Annotated in this window: 15 protein-coding genes; 5 read left to right on the plus strand and 10 right to left on the minus strand. The window is 74.0% G+C overall.

Annotation, left to right across the window (positions count from 1 at the left end; translation table 11 throughout):
- Nucleotides 1-5: 5 nt before the first annotated feature.
- From Nocox_RS17040 to Nocox_RS17070, 7 genes are all read right to left on the minus strand, one after another.
- On the minus strand, nucleotides 6-983 hold the full coding sequence (locus Nocox_RS17040; protein WP_020547781.1) for an alpha/beta hydrolase: 978 nt from the start codon (nucleotides 981-983) through the stop codon (nucleotides 6-8).
- A gap of 103 nt (nucleotides 984-1,086) precedes the next feature.
- Nucleotides 1,087-1,713, minus strand: a complete 627-nt coding sequence (locus Nocox_RS17045) for a TetR/AcrR family transcriptional regulator (protein ID WP_020547780.1) — start codon at nucleotides 1,711-1,713, stop codon at nucleotides 1,087-1,089.
- Between the two features lies 1 nt (nucleotide 1,714).
- On the minus strand, nucleotides 1,715-2,959 hold the full coding sequence (locus Nocox_RS17050; RefSeq protein ID WP_020547779.1) for a cytochrome P450: 1,245 nt from the start codon (nucleotides 2,957-2,959) through the stop codon (nucleotides 1,715-1,717).
- Between the two features lie 123 nt (nucleotides 2,960-3,082).
- Complete coding sequence (locus Nocox_RS17055; protein WP_020547778.1) at nucleotides 3,083-4,321, minus strand: NAD(P)/FAD-dependent oxidoreductase; 1,239 nt, start codon at nucleotides 4,319-4,321, stop codon at nucleotides 3,083-3,085.
- A complete protein-coding gene (locus Nocox_RS17060) occupies nucleotides 4,318-5,688 on the minus strand; it encodes an NAD(P)/FAD-dependent oxidoreductase (RefSeq protein ID WP_020547777.1) in 1,371 nt (456 codons plus the stop codon). The genes Nocox_RS17055 and Nocox_RS17060 overlap by 4 nt, the downstream gene beginning before the upstream one ends.
- On the minus strand, nucleotides 5,685-7,121 hold the full coding sequence (locus Nocox_RS17065; protein WP_020547776.1) for an FGGY family carbohydrate kinase: 1,437 nt from the start codon (nucleotides 7,119-7,121) through the stop codon (nucleotides 5,685-5,687). The genes Nocox_RS17060 and Nocox_RS17065 overlap by 4 nt, the downstream gene beginning before the upstream one ends.
- Nucleotides 7,122-7,123: 2 nt before the next feature.
- Nucleotides 7,124-8,614: an amino acid permease gene (locus Nocox_RS17070; RefSeq protein ID WP_020547775.1), complete on the minus strand. Its 1,491-nt coding sequence runs from the start codon at nucleotides 8,612-8,614 to the stop codon at nucleotides 7,124-7,126.
- 74 nt (nucleotides 8,615-8,688) lie between these two features.
- On the opposite strand from Nocox_RS17070, the gene Nocox_RS17075 reads away from it, so the two are divergent.
- A complete protein-coding gene (locus Nocox_RS17075) occupies nucleotides 8,689-9,426 on the plus strand; it encodes a GntR family transcriptional regulator (RefSeq protein WP_020547774.1) in 738 nt (245 codons plus the stop codon).
- Between the two features lie 3 nt (nucleotides 9,427-9,429).
- Here the strand turns inward: Nocox_RS17075 and Nocox_RS17080 are convergent, their stop codons facing one another.
- On the minus strand, nucleotides 9,430-10,083 hold the full coding sequence (locus Nocox_RS17080; protein WP_157383530.1) for an SEL1-like repeat protein: 654 nt from the start codon (nucleotides 10,081-10,083) through the stop codon (nucleotides 9,430-9,432).
- Between the two features lie 453 nt (nucleotides 10,084-10,536).
- Here Nocox_RS17080 and Nocox_RS17085 point away from each other — a divergent pair, with 453 nt between their 5' ends.
- Both Nocox_RS17085 and Nocox_RS17090 read left to right on the plus strand, forming a co-directional pair.
- Complete coding sequence (locus Nocox_RS17085; protein ID WP_020547772.1) at nucleotides 10,537-10,725, plus strand: hypothetical protein; 189 nt, start codon at nucleotides 10,537-10,539, stop codon at nucleotides 10,723-10,725.
- Nucleotides 10,726-10,746: 21 nt separating this feature from the next.
- A complete protein-coding gene (locus tag Nocox_RS17090; RefSeq protein ID WP_020547771.1) occupies nucleotides 10,747-10,923 on the plus strand; it encodes a hypothetical protein in 177 nt (58 codons plus the stop codon).
- Here the strand turns inward: Nocox_RS17090 and Nocox_RS17095 are convergent.
- The gene (locus tag Nocox_RS17095) at nucleotides 10,920-12,569 is read right to left on the minus strand and encodes a RecQ family ATP-dependent DNA helicase (RefSeq protein ID WP_033411610.1); all 1,650 of its coding nucleotides are present in this window, start codon (nucleotides 12,567-12,569) and stop codon (nucleotides 10,920-10,922) included. The two genes, Nocox_RS17090 and Nocox_RS17095, sit on opposite strands and share 4 nt — an antisense overlap.
- 141 nt (nucleotides 12,570-12,710) lie before the next feature.
- Nucleotides 12,711-13,064, minus strand: coding sequence for a peptidase inhibitor family I36 protein (locus Nocox_RS17100; RefSeq protein ID WP_020547769.1), 354 nt, complete (start codon nucleotides 13,062-13,064; stop codon nucleotides 12,711-12,713).
- Between the two features lie 388 nt (nucleotides 13,065-13,452).
- Here Nocox_RS17100 and Nocox_RS17105 point away from each other — a divergent pair, with 388 nt between their 5' ends.
- Both Nocox_RS17105 and Nocox_RS17110 read left to right on the plus strand, forming a co-directional pair.
- Nucleotides 13,453-13,842 carry a VOC family protein gene (locus Nocox_RS17105; RefSeq protein WP_020547768.1) on the plus strand — a complete coding sequence of 130 codons (390 nt, stop codon included), beginning with the start codon at nucleotides 13,453-13,455 and terminating at the stop codon, nucleotides 13,840-13,842.
- A 233-nt stretch (nucleotides 13,843-14,075) separates the two neighbouring features.
- On the plus strand, nucleotides 14,076-15,764 hold the full coding sequence (locus tag Nocox_RS17110) for an RICIN domain-containing protein (protein ID WP_020547767.1): 1,689 nt from the start codon (nucleotides 14,076-14,078) through the stop codon (nucleotides 15,762-15,764).
- Nucleotides 15,765-15,795: the final 31 nt, after the last annotated feature.

Below are 15,795 nucleotides of genomic sequence, written 5' to 3' on the forward strand. Positions count from 1 at the left end.
GACGGTCATCCATCGCCGCCACCCGCCCCCGCCACGATCCGCGCGACGCCCGCCAGCGCCGGGGAGCCGGCCGCCAGGTAGTCGCCGTGCCCGCCGGCGCCCGCGTCGAGCACCCGGGCGCCGAACCCGGGCGACACCGGGTCGGCGGCCAGCCCCACCGTGGCGAACGGCAGCTCGACGGACACGTGCGGCAGCAGGGCGACCCAGTCACCGGCTGCCCGGCCCGCCCACACCTCGGCGTACGGGCCCAGCGCGGCGGCGGTGGCGACGCCCGCGCCGGGGCCGCCGAGCAGCACGACGCCGGTCACGTCCAGCCCGCCGGCGGCTCGGCCGCACACGACGGAGCCGTAGGAGTGGCACACGAGCCAGATCCGCGCCGCCGGCCTGGCCGCGCGCAGCTCGCGTACGAAGGCGCGCAGGGCGGGGACCGCCGCGTCGGCGCGGGCCGGGGTCAGCGCCTGGAGGCTCACGCTGCTCGGGGTCGCGTATCCGAGCCAGGCGACCACGGCGGAGCCGCCGCCGAGCGTGTCCCGCAGCCGCGTCGCGCCGCCGCGCAGCGGGCCGTACCGGTCGAGGTCGACGCCCGCGCCGGGGACCAGCACCGCGATCGCGCGGGCGGCGGGCAGGTCGCCGAAGACCTCCGCCGCCCGGCCGCCGTCCCGCCCGTCGAAGGCCAGGAAGCGGCGGGCTGGGACGGCCATCTCGCGGAGCGCGGCGGCCCGCCGGTGATGCCCGTGGCGGTCCGCGGTCCGTACGGCGGCCAGGATCTCCGCGCGGGCGGCCGCGTACCGCGTGGCGAGCCCGTCGCCGAGCGGGACGGCCAGCGGCGGGACGGGCGCGGGCACGGGCGCGGGCACCGCCCCCGGCCGCGCCGCCCCGGTCGCCGGCCACACGACCGCCCCCATGATCAGCGCTGCCAGCCCGGCCCGGAGCGCCCCCGGGCGCGGCGGACGGGGCTTCGGAGGGGTGGGGAAGAAGAGCATGGCGGTCCCTCGGTGGTCGGTGATCGTCCACGCCGACCGTACGGATCACCGGGGGCCGTCCGACTCCCGCTGCGGAGCGAACTTCGCGCGTAGCTCCCGCGTACTACGAGTCGCCGGGCCGGTCGAGGCCCGCGGCCAGCTCGGCCATCACCTCGTCCAGGCTCTCCCGCAGTGCCGCCCGGGACGCGGCGGCGTCGTCCAGCCACTCGTCCAGGACGAGACGCATCGCCGTCAGCGCCGTGGCCGCGCACAGCGCCGGGTAGCGGGCGCCGGCCACGGCGGGCACCCGCTCGGCGATGGCCGCCGCGAGGGCCCGCTCCTGGGCGGCGAACACCGCGAGCCGCTGCGGCTCCAGCGAGGGGGCCCGCACGATCAGCCGCAGCGCCTGGATCTGCTCCGGCCCGGCGAGGTCGCCGGCCCGCAGCACGCGCAGCGCCGCCTCCCGCAGGGCCGTCAGCACCGACTCGGAGGGCGGCCGGGCGCGGAACTCGGCGATCAGCGCCTCCGCCCCGGCGGCCAGCGTGGCGACCATCGCCTCCTCCCTGCTGGAGAAGTAGTTGAAGAAGGTCCGCACCGCGATGTCGGCCTCGGCGGCGATCCGCTCGACGGTGACGCGCTCCACCCCGTGGCGCGCGGCCAGCCGCAGCGCCGCCTCCCGGAGCGCGGCGCGGGTGGCCAGCTTCTTGCGCTCGCGCCGCCCGGTCACCGCGGGCGCGCCGGCTTCGCTCATCTCACGGGCCCCAGGTCACCGGCAGGGAGTGCACGCCGAAGATCAGCATCTCGTTGCGCAGCGGCACCTGGCCGGCCGGTACGGCGAGGCGCAGGTCCGGCAGCCGGGCCAGCAGCTCGCCCAGGCCGACCTTGAGCTCCACGCGGGCGAGCTGCTGGCCGAGGCACTGGTGCACGCCATGCCCGAAGGCCAGGTGCGAGACCCGGCGGCGGCGGACGTCGAGCCGGTCAGGGTCGTCCCAGTGGCGCGGGTCGCGGTTGGCCTCGGGCGTGGCGATGATCACCGTGGCGCCCGCGGGGACGTCGGCCCCGGCGATCGTGACGTCCTCGGTCGCCACCCGGCTGACGCCCATCTGGATGATCGACAGGAACCGCAGCAGCTCCTCGACGGCGTTGTCCAGCAGGCCGGGGTCGTCGCGCAGCGCGGCGAGCTGCTCGGGGTTCTCCAGCAGCGCGAACGTGCCGAGGGCCAGCATGTTGGCGGTCGTCTCGTGGCCGGCGCCGAGCAGCACCAGCGCCATGTCGACGAGCTGGGCGTCGGTCAGCGGCGGGTCGGCGTCGTGGATGAGCCCGGACAGCATGTCGTCGCCCGGCTCGGCCTTCTTGGCGTCGACCAGCGTCTGGATGAAGCCGTACAGCTCCAGCCCGGCGCGGGCCCGCTCGTCGTCGGGGGTGTCGGAGTTGAGGGCGACGGCGGTGTTGCTCTGGAACTGGGCGCGGTCGGCGTAGTCGACGCCGAGCATCTCGCAGATCACCAGGGAGGGGATCGGCAGCGCGTACGCGGGCACGAGGTCGGCCTCGGTGCCCGCGGCCCGCATCGCCTCCAGGTGCTCGACGGCGATCTCGCGGACGCGCGACTCCAGCGCCCGCATCCGCCGTACGGTGAACTGGCCGGTCAGCAGCCGCCGCAGCCGGGTGTGCTCCGGCGGGTCCATGAAGACGAACATCCCGTCGGTCCGGCTCTCGACCTGCGGCGCGGCGGGCCCGGGGCTCGTGGCGTCGGGGTGGCGGACCCGGTCGGCGCTGAAGCGGGGGTCGCCGAGCACGGCCCTCGCCTCCTCCAGGCCGGTGACCAGCCAGGCCGGCGCGCCGTTGCCCAGCGTCAGCGGCCGGATCGCCCCCTTGCCGCGCAGCTCGCGCAGCCCGGCCGGCGGGTCGAACGGGCACGCGCCCCGCTCCACCATGTCGGCGGGCAGCAGGCGCCGCATCGCGGTGGGGGACTCGGGCCGGTCGCTGGTGGACGCCATGGGCGCATCCTTTCCTGGGCGGGCAGGGTCTCGCCGGCCACCCTAGCGACAAACGTGCACGACATGCATCCATGCATGTCGTGCACGTTCGCGCCGCCGCCTACCTGGAGGACGTCCCGCCGGTCAGGCCAGCGTGAGACGTACCGGTCCGCCCGCCGGGTCGGCCCCCGCCACCAGCGAGTACGGGACGCGGAAGACCCGTCCGGGCGCGGCCGGCCACGGCAGGCGGGCACGGCCGAGCACCCGCCCGTCCTGGGTGGCGGTGACGCGGGGGAGCGTGCGGAAGGCGTCCGACCACAGCAGCAGCTTGCCGCGCGAGGGCGGCGGGCCGCCGGGCCTGACGAGCTGCGGCGCGACCCACCGCAGCGGCGCCTCGGCGACCAGCGGCACCCCGCCGCCCGGCGCGGGCTCGCCGGCCAGATGGCCGAGGACGGCCGCGGCGACGTGCCGGCCGTCGAGCGCCGCGACGTCGGCGGTGTCGACCGGGTGCAGCAGGTTCCCGGCCGCGAACACGCCGGGCACGCTCGTGGCCAGCGAGGTGTCCACGCGCGGCCCCCGCGTGCCCTCGTCCAGGTCGAGGCCGGCGGCGCGGGCCAGCTCGTGGTCCGGGATCCAGTCGCCGGTGGTGATCACCGTGTCGCAGGGGACGCGGTGACGCTGCCCGGTGTCCAGGTTCTCGATCTCGACCGAGGTCACCCGGCCCTTGCCGTGGATGGCGACCACGCGGGTGCGGGCGCGCACCAGCACGCCGAAGGCCAGCCGCCCCGGCACGCGGAACGCGGTGTACGCCTCCGGCTTGTCGTACTCGCTGGTCATGAGCACCGTGCGGCAGCCCGCCTCGTGCAGGGTCAGCACCGCCGACCAGCTCACCAGCTCCGCGCCGACGATCACGGCCCGCCGCCCGACCTCGCGGTGGTGCAGGTGCACGAGGTTCTGCAGCTGGCCGGTGGTGTAGACGCCGTCGGGGCGGTCGCCCGCGATGAGCCGGGCCGGGCGGGGCCGCTCCCTGGCGCCGGTCGCGAGGACCACCGCGTCCGCCTCGACCAGCCGCCGGCCGCGCGGCGAGGTCACCTCAAGGGTGCGCGGCCCGGCCCAGCCGGTCACCATGGCCTCGGTCTCCAGCCGGGCCCCGGCCTCGCGGGCCGAGCCGGTGAGCCGGCGCGCGTACTCGGGGCCGGACATGAACCGGCGCAGGTCGCGCAGGCCGTAGCCGGGATGGTCGCTGTGCCGGGGGATGCCGCCGGTCTCGACCTCCCGCTCCAGCACCAGGACGTCGCCGGCCACGGACGGGGCGAGGGCGGCCGCCGCGGTCAGCCCGGCCGGGCCGCCGCCGATCACGGCCACCCGCACGCGCTCGGTCATTCGTTCTCCCCCTCGAAGATCTCGCGTACCCGGGCGCCGCAGTAGAACCCCTGGCAGCGCCCGTTCATGACCCTCGTACGGCGGCGCAGCCCCTCCAGGTCGGCGGGCGGGACCGGCGAGGCGAGGGCGTCGCGCAGCTCACCCCGGGTGACCCGCTCGCAGAAGCACACCACCCGGCCGTACTCGGGGTCGGCCGCGATCGCGGCGGCGTCCTGGTACGGGCGGGTGAACGCCTCGCCGAGGTTGGGCATGCGCGGCGGCGCGGGCAGCCCGGCCCGCTGGGCGAGGTCCAGGTGCTCGCCGAGCAGCCCCGCGACGTGCTCGGCGATCGCCATCCCGGCCGTCAGGCCGGTGGAGCGGATGCCGCCGACGAGGAGGTAGCGCTGCCCGGCGTCGAGGTCGATGAGGTAGTCGTCGCGGCCGGCCGAGGCCCGCAGGCCCGCGTACGTGGCGGTGACCTCCTCCTCGGTCAGCGCCGGCATGAGCGCGGCCGCCTTCTCCCACAGGAACGCGAGCCCCGCCTCCGAGGTGCCGGTGGCGGTGCGGTCCGACAGGTCCTCGGCGGTCGGGCCGACCATGACGTTGCCGTAGATCGTCGGGCTGACCAGCACGCCCTTGCCCGCCGACGACGGCACCGGCAGCACGATGCAGGGCGCGAGCGGCCGGGCGAGCTTGTCGAAGACCAGCAGCTCGCCGCGGCGCGGCGTCACGGTGAAGCGGTCGTGGCCGAAGAGCGCGTCGAGCCGGTCGGCGCCGAGTCCGGCGGCGTTGACCACCCACCGGGCGGTGACCTCGCCCGCGGTGGTGGTGAGCCGGGTGGCGTCCGCGCCCTGGTGGACCGCGGTGACCCGGTGGCCGCGCAGCAGGCGTACGCCGCGGTTGACGGCGTCGGTGGCGAGGGCCAGGTTCGTGGTCCAGGTGCAGATGACGGACTCGCCCGGCACGGTCAGGCCGCCGAGCGCGCCAGGACCGAGCGCGGGGACCCGGCGGCGGACCTCGGCCGCGTCCACGATCTCGCAGGCGGTGTAGCCGTTGCGCGCGGCCTTGTCGCGCAGCCCCGGCAGGGCGTCGAGCTGTTCCTGGCTCCAGGCGACCAGCAGCGCGCCGGTGCGCTCGACCGGGATGCCGGTGGCGGCGGCGTACTCGCCGAGCAGGTGGTAGCCGCGGGCGACCAGGCGCGACTCCAGGGTGCCCGGCTTGGCGTCGAAGCCGGTGTGCAGGATGGCCGTGTTGGCCTTGCTGGTGCCGTCGCCCACGTCGCCGCGGGCCTCCAGCAGCGCGACCGACAGGTCGGCGCCGCCGAGCAGGCGGGCGATGGCCGAGCCGACGATGCCGCCGCCGATCACGGCGACGTCGTACGAGGTCATGAGTGCTCCTCGGAGTTCACGGACAGGGTGGCGCGGGCGGCGGCCTGCCATCGCTCCAGGTACGCGGCGGCCCGCTCGGCCGGCCAGGCGGGCTCGTAGACCGCCGACGGCCGCCAGCCGCCCGTGGCGGTGGCCGGGTCCAGTGCGGGGTCGAGAGCCATGAGGGCGCAGGCGGCGGCGCCGAGCGGGGTCGCGTGCGGCGACGGGTAGACCTCGACGGGGATCTGCGCGAGGTCGGCCTGCGCCTGCATGAGGACGCGGGAGCGGGTGAGGCCGCCGTCGGCGCGCAGCCGGGTCAGCGGCGCGCCGAGATCCGCCCCGGCCAGCTCGGCCAGCGCGGCGACCTGCGCGGCGACGCCCTCCAGCAGGGCACGTACGAGATGGCCGCGGCCGGTGCTGAGCGTCATGCCGGTGAAGGAGGCGGTGGCGCCGGCGTCCCACCACGGCGCGGCGAGCCCGGCGAGCGCGGGCACGCACAGCACCCCGTCGCCGGACGGCGCCGCGACGGCGTCGAGCTCGGCCGCGCCGCTGATGAGCCCGAGGTCGGCGAGCCAGCGCACGGCCGAGGCCGCCGTGTAGACCTGGCCGTCCACGCAGTAGCGGGTCTCGCCGCGCAGCCGCCAGGCGATGGAGGTGGCGAGCCCGGACGCCGAGCGCGCGGGCGAGCCGCCGAGCTGGGCGAGCAGGAACGCGCCCGTGCCGTACGTGCACTTGGCGGTGCCCGCCTCCAGGCACGACTCGGCCAGCAGCGCCGCCTGCTGGTCCACGATCAGCCCGGTCACCGGCAGCTCGGGCCCGAACGCGCTGGTCGTGCCCACCACGGCGTCGCTGGCGACGATCTCCGGCAGCCGCTCGCCGCCGAGGCCGAACAGCTCTACCAGCTCGTCGTTCCAGCGGGCGTCGTCCAGGCCGAGCAGCAGCGAGCGGGAGGCGGTGGAGGCGTCGGTGACGAACGCCCCGCACAGCCGGTGCACCAGCCAGGTGTCCGTGGTCGTCACGACGCCCTCGGTCGTGAGCTCGTCCCGGATCCAGCGCATCTTCGGCGCCGAGAAGTACGGGTCGAGCACGAGGCCGGTCAGCTCGGCGACCCGCCCGGCGTGCGCGGCCCGCTCCGCGCACAACCGCTCGGCCCTGCGGTCCTGCCAGACCACGGCGGGGGTGAGCGGCTCGCCGGTGCGGGGGTCCCAGGCGAGCACGGTCTCACCCTGGTTGGCCAGGGCGACCGCGTCCAGCGGCACCCCGGCCTCGGCCGCGGCCCGCCGCCCGGCGGTCAGGACGGACGCGAGCAGGGCCTGGGGGTCCTGCTCGACGCCGCCGCCGTCCAGGTAGCGGGGCCGCAGGCCCTCCTCGGCGATCGCCAGGACCGTCCCGGCCGCGTCCACGACGATGGCCTTGGTCCCGGAGGTGCCCTGGTCGATGGCGAGGATGTGCATCGTCAGCTCTGCTCCTTCTGCGCGAACGCGGCGTCGATCGAGTGCATGTCGGGCATGTCGAGCGCCCGGCGGCCCCGGGTCGCCAGCAGCGTCACCAGGTAGGCGGCGCCGATCACGACCATCACCAGAACGTAGAGCCAGGCGTCGCGGAAGGAGGCGTCGCGGAAGAGCGACAGCTCGAACACCAGCCAGACCACGGAGACCGCCAGCACGGGCTTCTCCCACCCGCTGAGATCGAACTTGCCGCCCTCGGGCAGCGCCCGCCGCTTGGTGAGGTAGAGCGCGACGGTCGCGGCGTAGATGACGGCCGGCAGCAGCGTGGCCGCGCCGAACAGGGTGAACAGCGCGTCCTCGGAGAAGGCCGAGAACAGGCCCAGGATCACCTCGGCGAGCACCACGTAGAACAGCGTCGCGCGCAGCGGGGTGCCGAAGCGCGGCGAGACCTTCTTCCACTGCCGCCAGCCGGGGAAACGCTCGTCCCTGGACATCGCCCAGGTCAGGCGGGTGCCGGTCATCATGATGACCAGGCCGCAGGCGAAGATCGCCAGCACGACGAGCAGCAGCAGGAGCGTGGCCACGACCGGGCCCAGGGTGTTCTTGATGACGTCGGCGATCGGGGTGCCCGAGGCCGCCAGCGCCACCGGGTCGCCGGCCGCGAGCGTCACCGCGACCAGGAACAGGAAGCCCAGCACGCCCGAGGCGAGCACGGCCTGCCACATGGCACGCGGCACCACCCGCTCGGGGTCGTTGGTCTCCTCGGCGAGGTTGGCCGCCGACTCGAAGCCGACGATGGTGAACGCGCCCAGCAGGAAGCCCAGCATCCACGGGCCCGCCGAGGTCGCCTCCCCGAAGCTCCAGTAGCCCTCGGCCGCGACGGCGCCCCGGCTCCACAGGTTGCTGAAGTCCATGTTGTTGCGGATCGCGGCCACCACGAGCAGCAGCACGGTCAGCAGCACCATGCCGACGAGCTCGGCCGAGACGGCGGCGTTGTTGACCTTCTCCGTCCACTTGGTCGAGCTGCCGATGAGCGCGGCCTGCCCGAGCAGGATCACGGCGGTGACCGCCCAGGTGACGAAGCCGTTCGCCTCGTAGTCCAGCAGGACGGGCAGCACCGTCGAGGCCACCGTGTAGTCCACGGCCACGACCACGACCGCGAGGAACATGAACGAGATCCAGCCGATGATCCAGCCGAGCACGGGGTTGGCCAGGCGGGAGGTCCACTGGTAGGCGTAGCCGGTCACCGGGATGCGGGAGGCCAGCGAGCCGATGACGAGGGCCACCGCGAGCTGGCCGACCACCGCGATCGGCCAGGTCCAGATGCCGAGCGGGCCCGAGGAGTTCAGGACCGACCCGTAGGTGGTGAAGATGCCGGTCGCGATCGAGACGAACGCGAAGGCCACCGCGAACGACGCGAACTTGCCCGTCCGCCGTTCGAAGGACTGTTCATAACCGAAGCGAGCCAGCTCGTCGCTGTCGGTGTTGTGTTGACTCATCGCAACCTCCTCCTTGGTATATACCATGTGGTGTAGACCGCAAGGTACCGTCCAAGCGGGCTAAGGTGTCAACCATGGGGACGAGAGTTCACAAGACCGCAACATCTCCGCGCTACGTCTCGATCGCCGCGGAGCTCCGCGACCGGATCACCGGTGACAAGCTCGGCCCGCACACCCTCATGCCGTCGGAACGCGAGCTCAGCGACACCTACGGCGTCAGCAGGATGACCGCCAGGCAGGCCCTCGCGCTCCTGGAGAAGGAGGGGTACGTCTACCGCAGGCCGCCGCGCGGCACGTTCGTCGCCGAGCCCCGCGTGCCCTTCCACATCGGCAGCTTCTCCGACGAGATCATCCTGGCCGGGCGGCGGCCGTCCGCCCAGCTCATCTGGGCCGAGGAACGCCCGCCCACCCCCTCGGCGCGGGCGGCGCTCGACCTCGCGGGCGAGGAGACCGTGCACGCCCTGCACCGGCTCCGCTTCGCCGACGACGAGCCCATCGCCCTGGAGACCACCTACTTCCCGAGCGCCCTCACGCCCGGCCTGCTGGAGCAGCCGCTCACCGGCTCGCTCTGGCACGTCCTGCGCAACGAGTACGGGGTCGTCCCCACGCAGGCGTCGGCCGTCATCGAGTCGATCGTCATCGACGACGCCTCATGCGCCCGGCTCCAGGTGCGCAGCGCCTCGAACGGCGTCCTGCTGACCCGCCGCACCTACACCGCCGAGGGCCGCTGCATCGAGTTCGCCCGCGACGTCTACCGCGCCGACCGGGCGTCGTTCAAGGTCGAGGCGCGCATCCCCGTGCCCGTCGACTGAGTCTCAGGCGTCGTCCGCCCGCGGGGGAGCGGGGAGCGGCTTGCCGAACGGGACGGCGCGCAGCACGCGCAGGCGCTCGGCGGCGCCCGGGTGACCCCGCCCGGCGGCGAGCCGGTAGTAGAACCGCGCGATGCGGAGCTTGGCCGGGCCCCCCTGCTCGCACGCCTCCCCGTAGGCGAAGGACAGGCCGGCCGCGAGCTCGACCGGCCGCGGATGGGCGGCGAGGGCGCGGGCGTCCGGATGGCCGCGCCGGGCCGCGGCGTGGATCCAGTACCGCGCCTCGGCGAGGTCGCCGGTCAGCAGGTCGATGATCGCCAGCCGGCACGCTGCGTCGGGGTCGCCGTCGCCCGCCAGGCGGACCAGGCGCGCGACGGTCCTGGTGGTGCGCCGCTCCGCCTCGTCGGGGGGCGTCGTGTAGGGGTCGTACGAGCCGGTGACCCGCGGGCGGGCCGGCGGCTCGTTGCGGGCGGCGCGCCAGCGGGCCGCCCACTCCTCCAGGGTGCCGAGAGGGCCGGCCGGCAGGCCGGTCTGCTCGGCGTGGCGCCGGCAGACCGCGACGAAGGAGGCGACGAGCCCCCAGTCCGGCAGGCGCTCCCGCTTGCCGTTGAGTATGTCGTTGAGCGTGCTCGCGGGCAGCTCCTTGGGTGTGCCCTGCACGCGGGACAACCGATGCATCTGGGTATAGCTCGGCTGCCCGGCCGCTTCCCGCAACTCTATGAGCGCGGCGATGAAGGCGGAATGCGGTCCCGCCCGGTAGGTGTCCGTCATCGTCCCTGGTGAACTCGGAGGTGGATGAATGCGGCCATAGTTCCAGAAATTTCCTCGCAACCCGCGATGATTGACGAATCCCGTCTCGTTCGGCGACCGGGGTCACGCCGGTCAATCGCCGCCCCAAAGGTCTCAGGAGCGGGTCGGGACTTCTCTTTGTTATTCCGTCCGGACGAGTCCGGATAAATCCGGATGAATGCCGAGAATTACGGATATTGGCGGCATTGCCGCCGCTCTTTCCGGGCTCGTACGGCCCCGTCCGGGCACGTTTGGACCGGTGGCCGGCCGCTTCCCCGCACCGGCAGGGTGGGCCGCGATCCACCCACCGGGAGGCCGCCGCCCATGCCCCTGCCCATGCGCCCGTCGAGCATCGCCTACCGTGCCGACGCTCCCTGCCTCGCGGACGAGCGCCTGCTGGTCACGCTGCTGACGACCTGGGTCCTGGCGACGGGCCGCACCCCTCCCGCCGGCCGCCCCGGGGACCTCACCCCCGAGGAGCTCATCGACTTCTGGGCCGACGACCGCCCCTGACCGCTTCAGAGAAGAGGACCCATGTTCACCACGCGCCAGCTGCTCACGCTCACCGTGACCGTCGTGATCGCCGCGATCACCTGCGCGCTCGTCCTGGCCACCGGCGCGGAGTGGCCGGGCGCCCTGCTCGGCGCGGGCGGCGCGGGCGGCGCGACGCTGGCGGCCCTGCCGAAGCTGCTGAGCAGGCGCGACCCCTAACCCGGCCCGTCGCCGGGTGTCAGGACGTGGTCGAGCGCGCTCAGCGCCAGCGTCTTGTAGCCGACCGAGTCGAACAGGACGGTGATCCGGTCGGACTCGCGGCCCATCACCGTCCCCTGGCCCCAGGTCCTGTGCGTCACCTTCGCCCCCACGGGGAACGGCCCCTCGTCCGCCGGGGGCGGCGGCTCCGGAGCCTCGCCGTCCCGGCAGGTGTCGCACGAGCCGCACGCCCCCGCCGCGTACGGCTCCCCGAAGTACGCCAGCAGGAAGCGGCGGCGGCACCCCCGGGTCTCCGCGTAGCCGCGCATCATGTCGATCCGCGACCGGTCCAGGTGGTGCCGGGCCTCGTCCAGGGCCGCCGCCCGCTCGGCGGCCCGCTCGGCCGGCAGCCCGGGGTCGGCGTACCGGAGGTCGCCGGCGTCGGTCACGGCGAGCGCCTCCGCCCGCTCCAGCAGGTTGACCAGCCGGGTGAGCTGGGACGCGCTCAGCTCCAGCAGCCCGGCCACCTCCCGCGCGGGCACCGCCCCGCCGCGCTCGCGGACCAGCGCCGCCACCCGGAGCAGCGTCCCCGCGTCGGCCCGGCCGCCGGTGAAGAAGCGGCGCAGGCCGAGGTCCTCCGGCCGGTAGAACAGCACCGCCGAGGCGGGCGCGCCGTCCCGTCCCGCGCGGCCGATCTCCTGGTAGTAGGCGTCCGGCGACTCGGGCGGCGCGGCGTGCAGCACGTACCGGACGTCCGGCCGGTCGATGCCCATCCCGAACGCCGACGTCGCCACCACCACGTCCAGGTCCCCGGCGGCGAACAGCTCCTGGACGCGGGTCCGCTCGGCGGCCCGCATCCCGCCGTGGTACGCCTCCGCCCGCCGCCCCCGCTCGGCCAGCGCGGCGGCGTACCGCTCGGTGTCCTTGCGGGTGGCGGCGTAGACCAGGCCGAGGCCGTCCTGCCCGGCGGCGTGCTCGACCAGCGCCCGGCTCTTGTCCTCCTCGCGGACGAACCGGCGGACCTCCAGCGCGATGTTCGGCCGGTCGAACCCCCGGACGATCTCCACGGGGTCGGACAGGCCGAGCGCTCGGACGATCTCCTCGCGGACGTTCGGCGCGGCGGTGGCCGTCATCGCCACCACCGGCGGATGCCCGAGCCGCTCGACGACCCTGCCGAGCCGCTGGTAGTCGGGCCGGAAGTCGTGCCCCCACGCGGCGACGCAGTGCGCCTCGTCGATCGCGATCAGCGAGGGCCGGGCCGACGCCAGCCGCTCGACCACGTCCGCCTTGGCGAGCTGCTCCGGCGACAGGAAAACGAACTCGGCCGCGCCCGCCGTCACCTGCTCCAGCCCGCTGTCCACGGAGGTGGTCGAGTTGACCGCCACCGCGCCGCCCGCGTCGGCCTTCAGCAGGCCCGCCACCTGGTCGCGCTGGAGCGCGATGAGCGGCGAGACGACGACCGTCGGGCCGTCGAGGAGCTGCGCGGGGAGCTGGTAGACGGCCGACTTGCCGGCCCCCGTCGGCATGACGAGCAGCACGTCCCTCCCCGCGAGCAGGTGCTCCATCGCCTCCTGCTGGCCCGGCCGCAGCCGCTCCCACCCGAACCGCCGCCGCGCCGCGGCCCGCAGCCGCCGGCCGCGCCGCCCGAACCGATGCCTCAACGCCACCGTCAGGCCCACCTGCCACCCGCCTTCGCCGTCGTACCGCCGCCATGGTGGGCGGGCCAGTACCCAGCCTGGCCCCGCCCATGCGCTCGCGACGGCCATCAGCAGGCCGGCGCGGGTCCGGCGTGGACCCGCGCGCGCGGATCAGCACTGAGGCGCCACGGCGTCGATCTTGCCGCCGAAGTCGTTGTCGTAGACGGTGCGGTAGTCGCCGTTACGGACGACGCGCGTCTCCTTCCTGGTGGGGACCTGGATCCAGTTGATGAAGCAGCCGTTCGCCTGCGCGCGAAAGGAGCCGACGTTGTCGTGCAGGGCGGGCGGCACGTCCACGTATCCGTTGCCCGGGTTCCAGCACCAGTGCGCCCCCGAGAAGTTGCGGCCGGTGTACAGGCAGATGTCACCCGCGCGTGCCGCCGCTGCAGGGACGGCCAGGACGGCCATCGTGGCGAGCGCGGCGGCGGAGGCGGCGGCGATGCGGGTGACGTGGGTCTTCCTCATGATGTCTCTCCTCGTGTCCGGTGCCGGACGGCGGTCGCCGCCTCGGCTCGGTCACATCCTGTAGCAGAATGCTCACTCTTCGAATCCACCCGTGTGGGAGAAGAGAGGGCACTCCAGGTGGCAGAGAAGTGGCCGGAGAGGTCATGGCGCGGGCCGCCGCTCTCGGGCTACAGGACGGCGGTTGGGTGCGGCGCGGACCGGCGTCGCCGGACGACCTGGCCGACGCCCTCCTGTCGTGCCTCGGCGACCCGGGAGCCGCCGGGGGACTGGGGTGCGGCGCACGTACGGGCCGGTGCGTGAGGCCGCTTTGCCACCTGTCTGCGCTTCCCCGTACGGTACGGCGCGAGGCGGTCGGAATGATCGCCGTACCTGATGGAAAGAGGACGACGTGCCGCACTACAGCAAGCTCTGCCGCATCGTGATCGACGTCGAGGAGCGCCACCACGCCGACGAGCTCGCCTTCTGGCAGGGCGCGACCGGCGCTGCGATGGAGAACTTCCCCTCCTTCCCGGAGTTCCACGGCGCCATGCTGGGCGACGGCGACTTCGGGCTGCTGGTCCAGCGCCTGGGCGAGGGGCCGGCCGGGGTGCACCTGGACATCCACACCGACGACGTCGAGGCCGAGACGGCCCGGCTGGAGCGTCTGGGCGCCAAGCGCGTACAGAACGTGGAAGGCCGCTGGTGGATCATGGAGGACCCGGCGGGCCTGCGGTTCTGCGTCATCCCCGACCCGCCCGGCACCCTCCACGACGGCAACGCCCGGCGCTGGGAGGACTGAGGGCCCGGCAGCCCGCTCCCGCCTGTCGAAACCGGCTCCGATTGCAGGATTCTTGCAATCGGTTGTTGCAGGAATCTTCGCGCAGCCAGCCAGAACTCCCGGCGCCGTTTGCAGTTTTACCTGGATGTATTGACGTTTCCGGCAGGTAACGTCACTGTGACTGCAACCGGTTGGTATTCCCCCCTTGCGAGCTCTGCAGCGCCATGCCTCGAACCGACCGAACGGAGCCGGACGTGCGCAACAACCATTTCCCGGGACGCAGAGCGGCCGTCACGCTGGCCGCCGGCGTCCTCGCCGCGGGCGGCCTGGTGGCCGTGCTCGGCGCCCCCGCCTCGGCCGCCCCCGCCGAAGGCGCCTACACCCTCGTCAACGCGGGCAGCGGCCTGTGCGCCACCGTCCCCGGCGCCGCCACCGGAGACGGCGTCCAACTGAGCCAGACCTCCTGCACCGGCGCCGCCGGGCAGGTCTTCACCCTCACGGCCGGCGGGTCCGCCTACCGCATCACCGCCCGGCACAGCGGCAAGTGCGTCGGCGTCCGCGACGCCTCCACCAGCGCGGGCAAGCCCGTCCAGCAGGAGAGCTGCACCGGCGCCACCTCCCAGACCTGGCAGCTCACCGCCTCCGGCGCCAACTACCGCATCGTCAACGCCAACGGCGGCAAGTGCCTCAACGTCAAGGACAACGCCACCTCCTCCGGAGCCCTGCTCCAGCAGAACTCCTGCGACTCGGTCTCCACCAAGCAGTGGACGCTCAGCCCCGCGGGCGCCGGCCCGACCCCCACGTCCACGCCGACCAGCACCCCCACCACCACGCCGACCACCACGCCCCCGCCGGCGAGCGGCACCCTGTACGTGTCACCCAGCGGCCGCGACAGCGCCACCGGCACGCAGTCCGACCCGACGACACTCACCTCGGCGATCACCAGGATCGCCGCCGGCGGCACCATCTACCTGCGGGGCGGCACCTACTCCTACGCCCAGACCGTCACCATCGCCCCCGGCAACAACGGCACCTCCAGCGCCCGCAAGAAACTGTCGGCCTACCCGGGCGAGACCCCGGTGCTGAACTTCTCGGCCCAGAGCGAGGACCCGGCCAACCGCGGGCTCGCGGTGAACGGGGCGTACTGGCACGTCTACGGCATCGTCGTCGAGCGGGCCGGCGACAACGGCATCTTCGTCGGCGGCAGCGACAACATCATCGAGCGCACCACGACGCGCTACAACCGCGACACCGGCCTGCAGCTCTCGCGGATCGCCTCCGACACCCCGAACAGCCAGTGGCCGGCCAACAACCTCATGCTCAGCGTCCTGTCGCACGACAACGCCGACTCCGACGGCGAGGACGCCGACGGTTTCGCCGCCAAGCTGACGGTCGGCTCCGGCAACGTCTTCCGCTACGCGGTGTCCCGCAACAACATCGACGACGGCTGGGACCTCTACACCAAGACCGACACCGGCCCCATCGGCGTGGTGACCATCGAGGACTCCCTGGCCTACGGCAACGGCACCCTGAGCAACGGCGGCCAGGCCGGCAACGGCGACCGCAACGGCTACAAGCTCGGCGGCGAGGACATATCCGTCAACCACGTCATCCGCCGCAACATCGCCTACCGCAACGGCAAGCACGGCTTCACCTACAACCGCAACCTCGGCACCATGACGATCTCCGACAACGTGAGCATCGACAACTCCGAGCGCAACTTCTCCTTCGACGGCGGCACCTCGGTCTTCCGCGGCAACACCTCCTGCCGCAGCGGCAGCGGGAGCAACGACAAGATCGTCGGTAACTCCGACAGCTCCAACCAGTTCTGGAGCGGCTCGAACGGCTCGCGCTGCTCGTCCTACAGTGGCGCGCTGAGCTGGTCCTTCGCCTCGGACGGCCGTCTCGTCGTGAGCTTCGGCGGCGTCCCGGTCACGTTCTAGTGGCCCGTCACCGATCGTTGGACGGGTAATT

It is taken from the genome of Nonomuraea coxensis DSM 45129 (assembly GCF_019397265.1).
Lineage (GTDB): Bacteria > Actinomycetota > Actinomycetes > Streptosporangiales > Streptosporangiaceae > Nonomuraea > Nonomuraea coxensis.

Excerpts from the sequence above, each read along its gene's own strand:
- Nocox_RS17040 (WP_020547781.1), bottom strand. The coding sequence starts at position 983 with ATGCTCTTCTTCCCCACCCCTCCGAAGCCCCGTCCGCCGCGCCCGGGG.
- Nocox_RS17045 (WP_020547780.1), bottom strand. The coding sequence starts at position 1,713 with ATGAGCGAAGCCGGCGCGCCCGCGGTGACCGGGCGGCGCGAGCGCAAG.
- Nocox_RS17050 (WP_020547779.1), bottom strand. The coding sequence starts at position 2,959 with ATGGCGTCCACCAGCGACCGGCCCGAGTCCCCCACCGCGATGCGGCGC.
- Nocox_RS17055 (WP_020547778.1), bottom strand. The coding sequence starts at position 4,321 with ATGACCGAGCGCGTGCGGGTGGCCGTGATCGGCGGCGGCCCGGCCGGG.
- Nocox_RS17060 (WP_020547777.1), bottom strand. The coding sequence starts at position 5,688 with ATGACCTCGTACGACGTCGCCGTGATCGGCGGCGGCATCGTCGGCTCG.
- Nocox_RS17065 (WP_020547776.1), bottom strand. The coding sequence starts at position 7,121 with ATGCACATCCTCGCCATCGACCAGGGCACCTCCGGGACCAAGGCCATC.
- Nocox_RS17070 (WP_020547775.1), bottom strand. The coding sequence starts at position 8,614 with ATGAGTCAACACAACACCGACAGCGACGAGCTGGCTCGCTTCGGTTAT.
- Nocox_RS17075 (WP_020547774.1), top strand. The coding sequence starts at position 8,689 with ATGGGGACGAGAGTTCACAAGACCGCAACATCTCCGCGCTACGTCTCG.
- Nocox_RS17085 (WP_020547772.1), top strand. The coding sequence starts at position 10,537 with ATGCCCCTGCCCATGCGCCCGTCGAGCATCGCCTACCGTGCCGACGCT.
- Nocox_RS17090 (WP_020547771.1), top strand. The coding sequence starts at position 10,747 with ATGTTCACCACGCGCCAGCTGCTCACGCTCACCGTGACCGTCGTGATC.
- Nocox_RS17100 (WP_020547769.1), bottom strand. The coding sequence starts at position 13,064 with ATGAGGAAGACCCACGTCACCCGCATCGCCGCCGCCTCCGCCGCCGCG.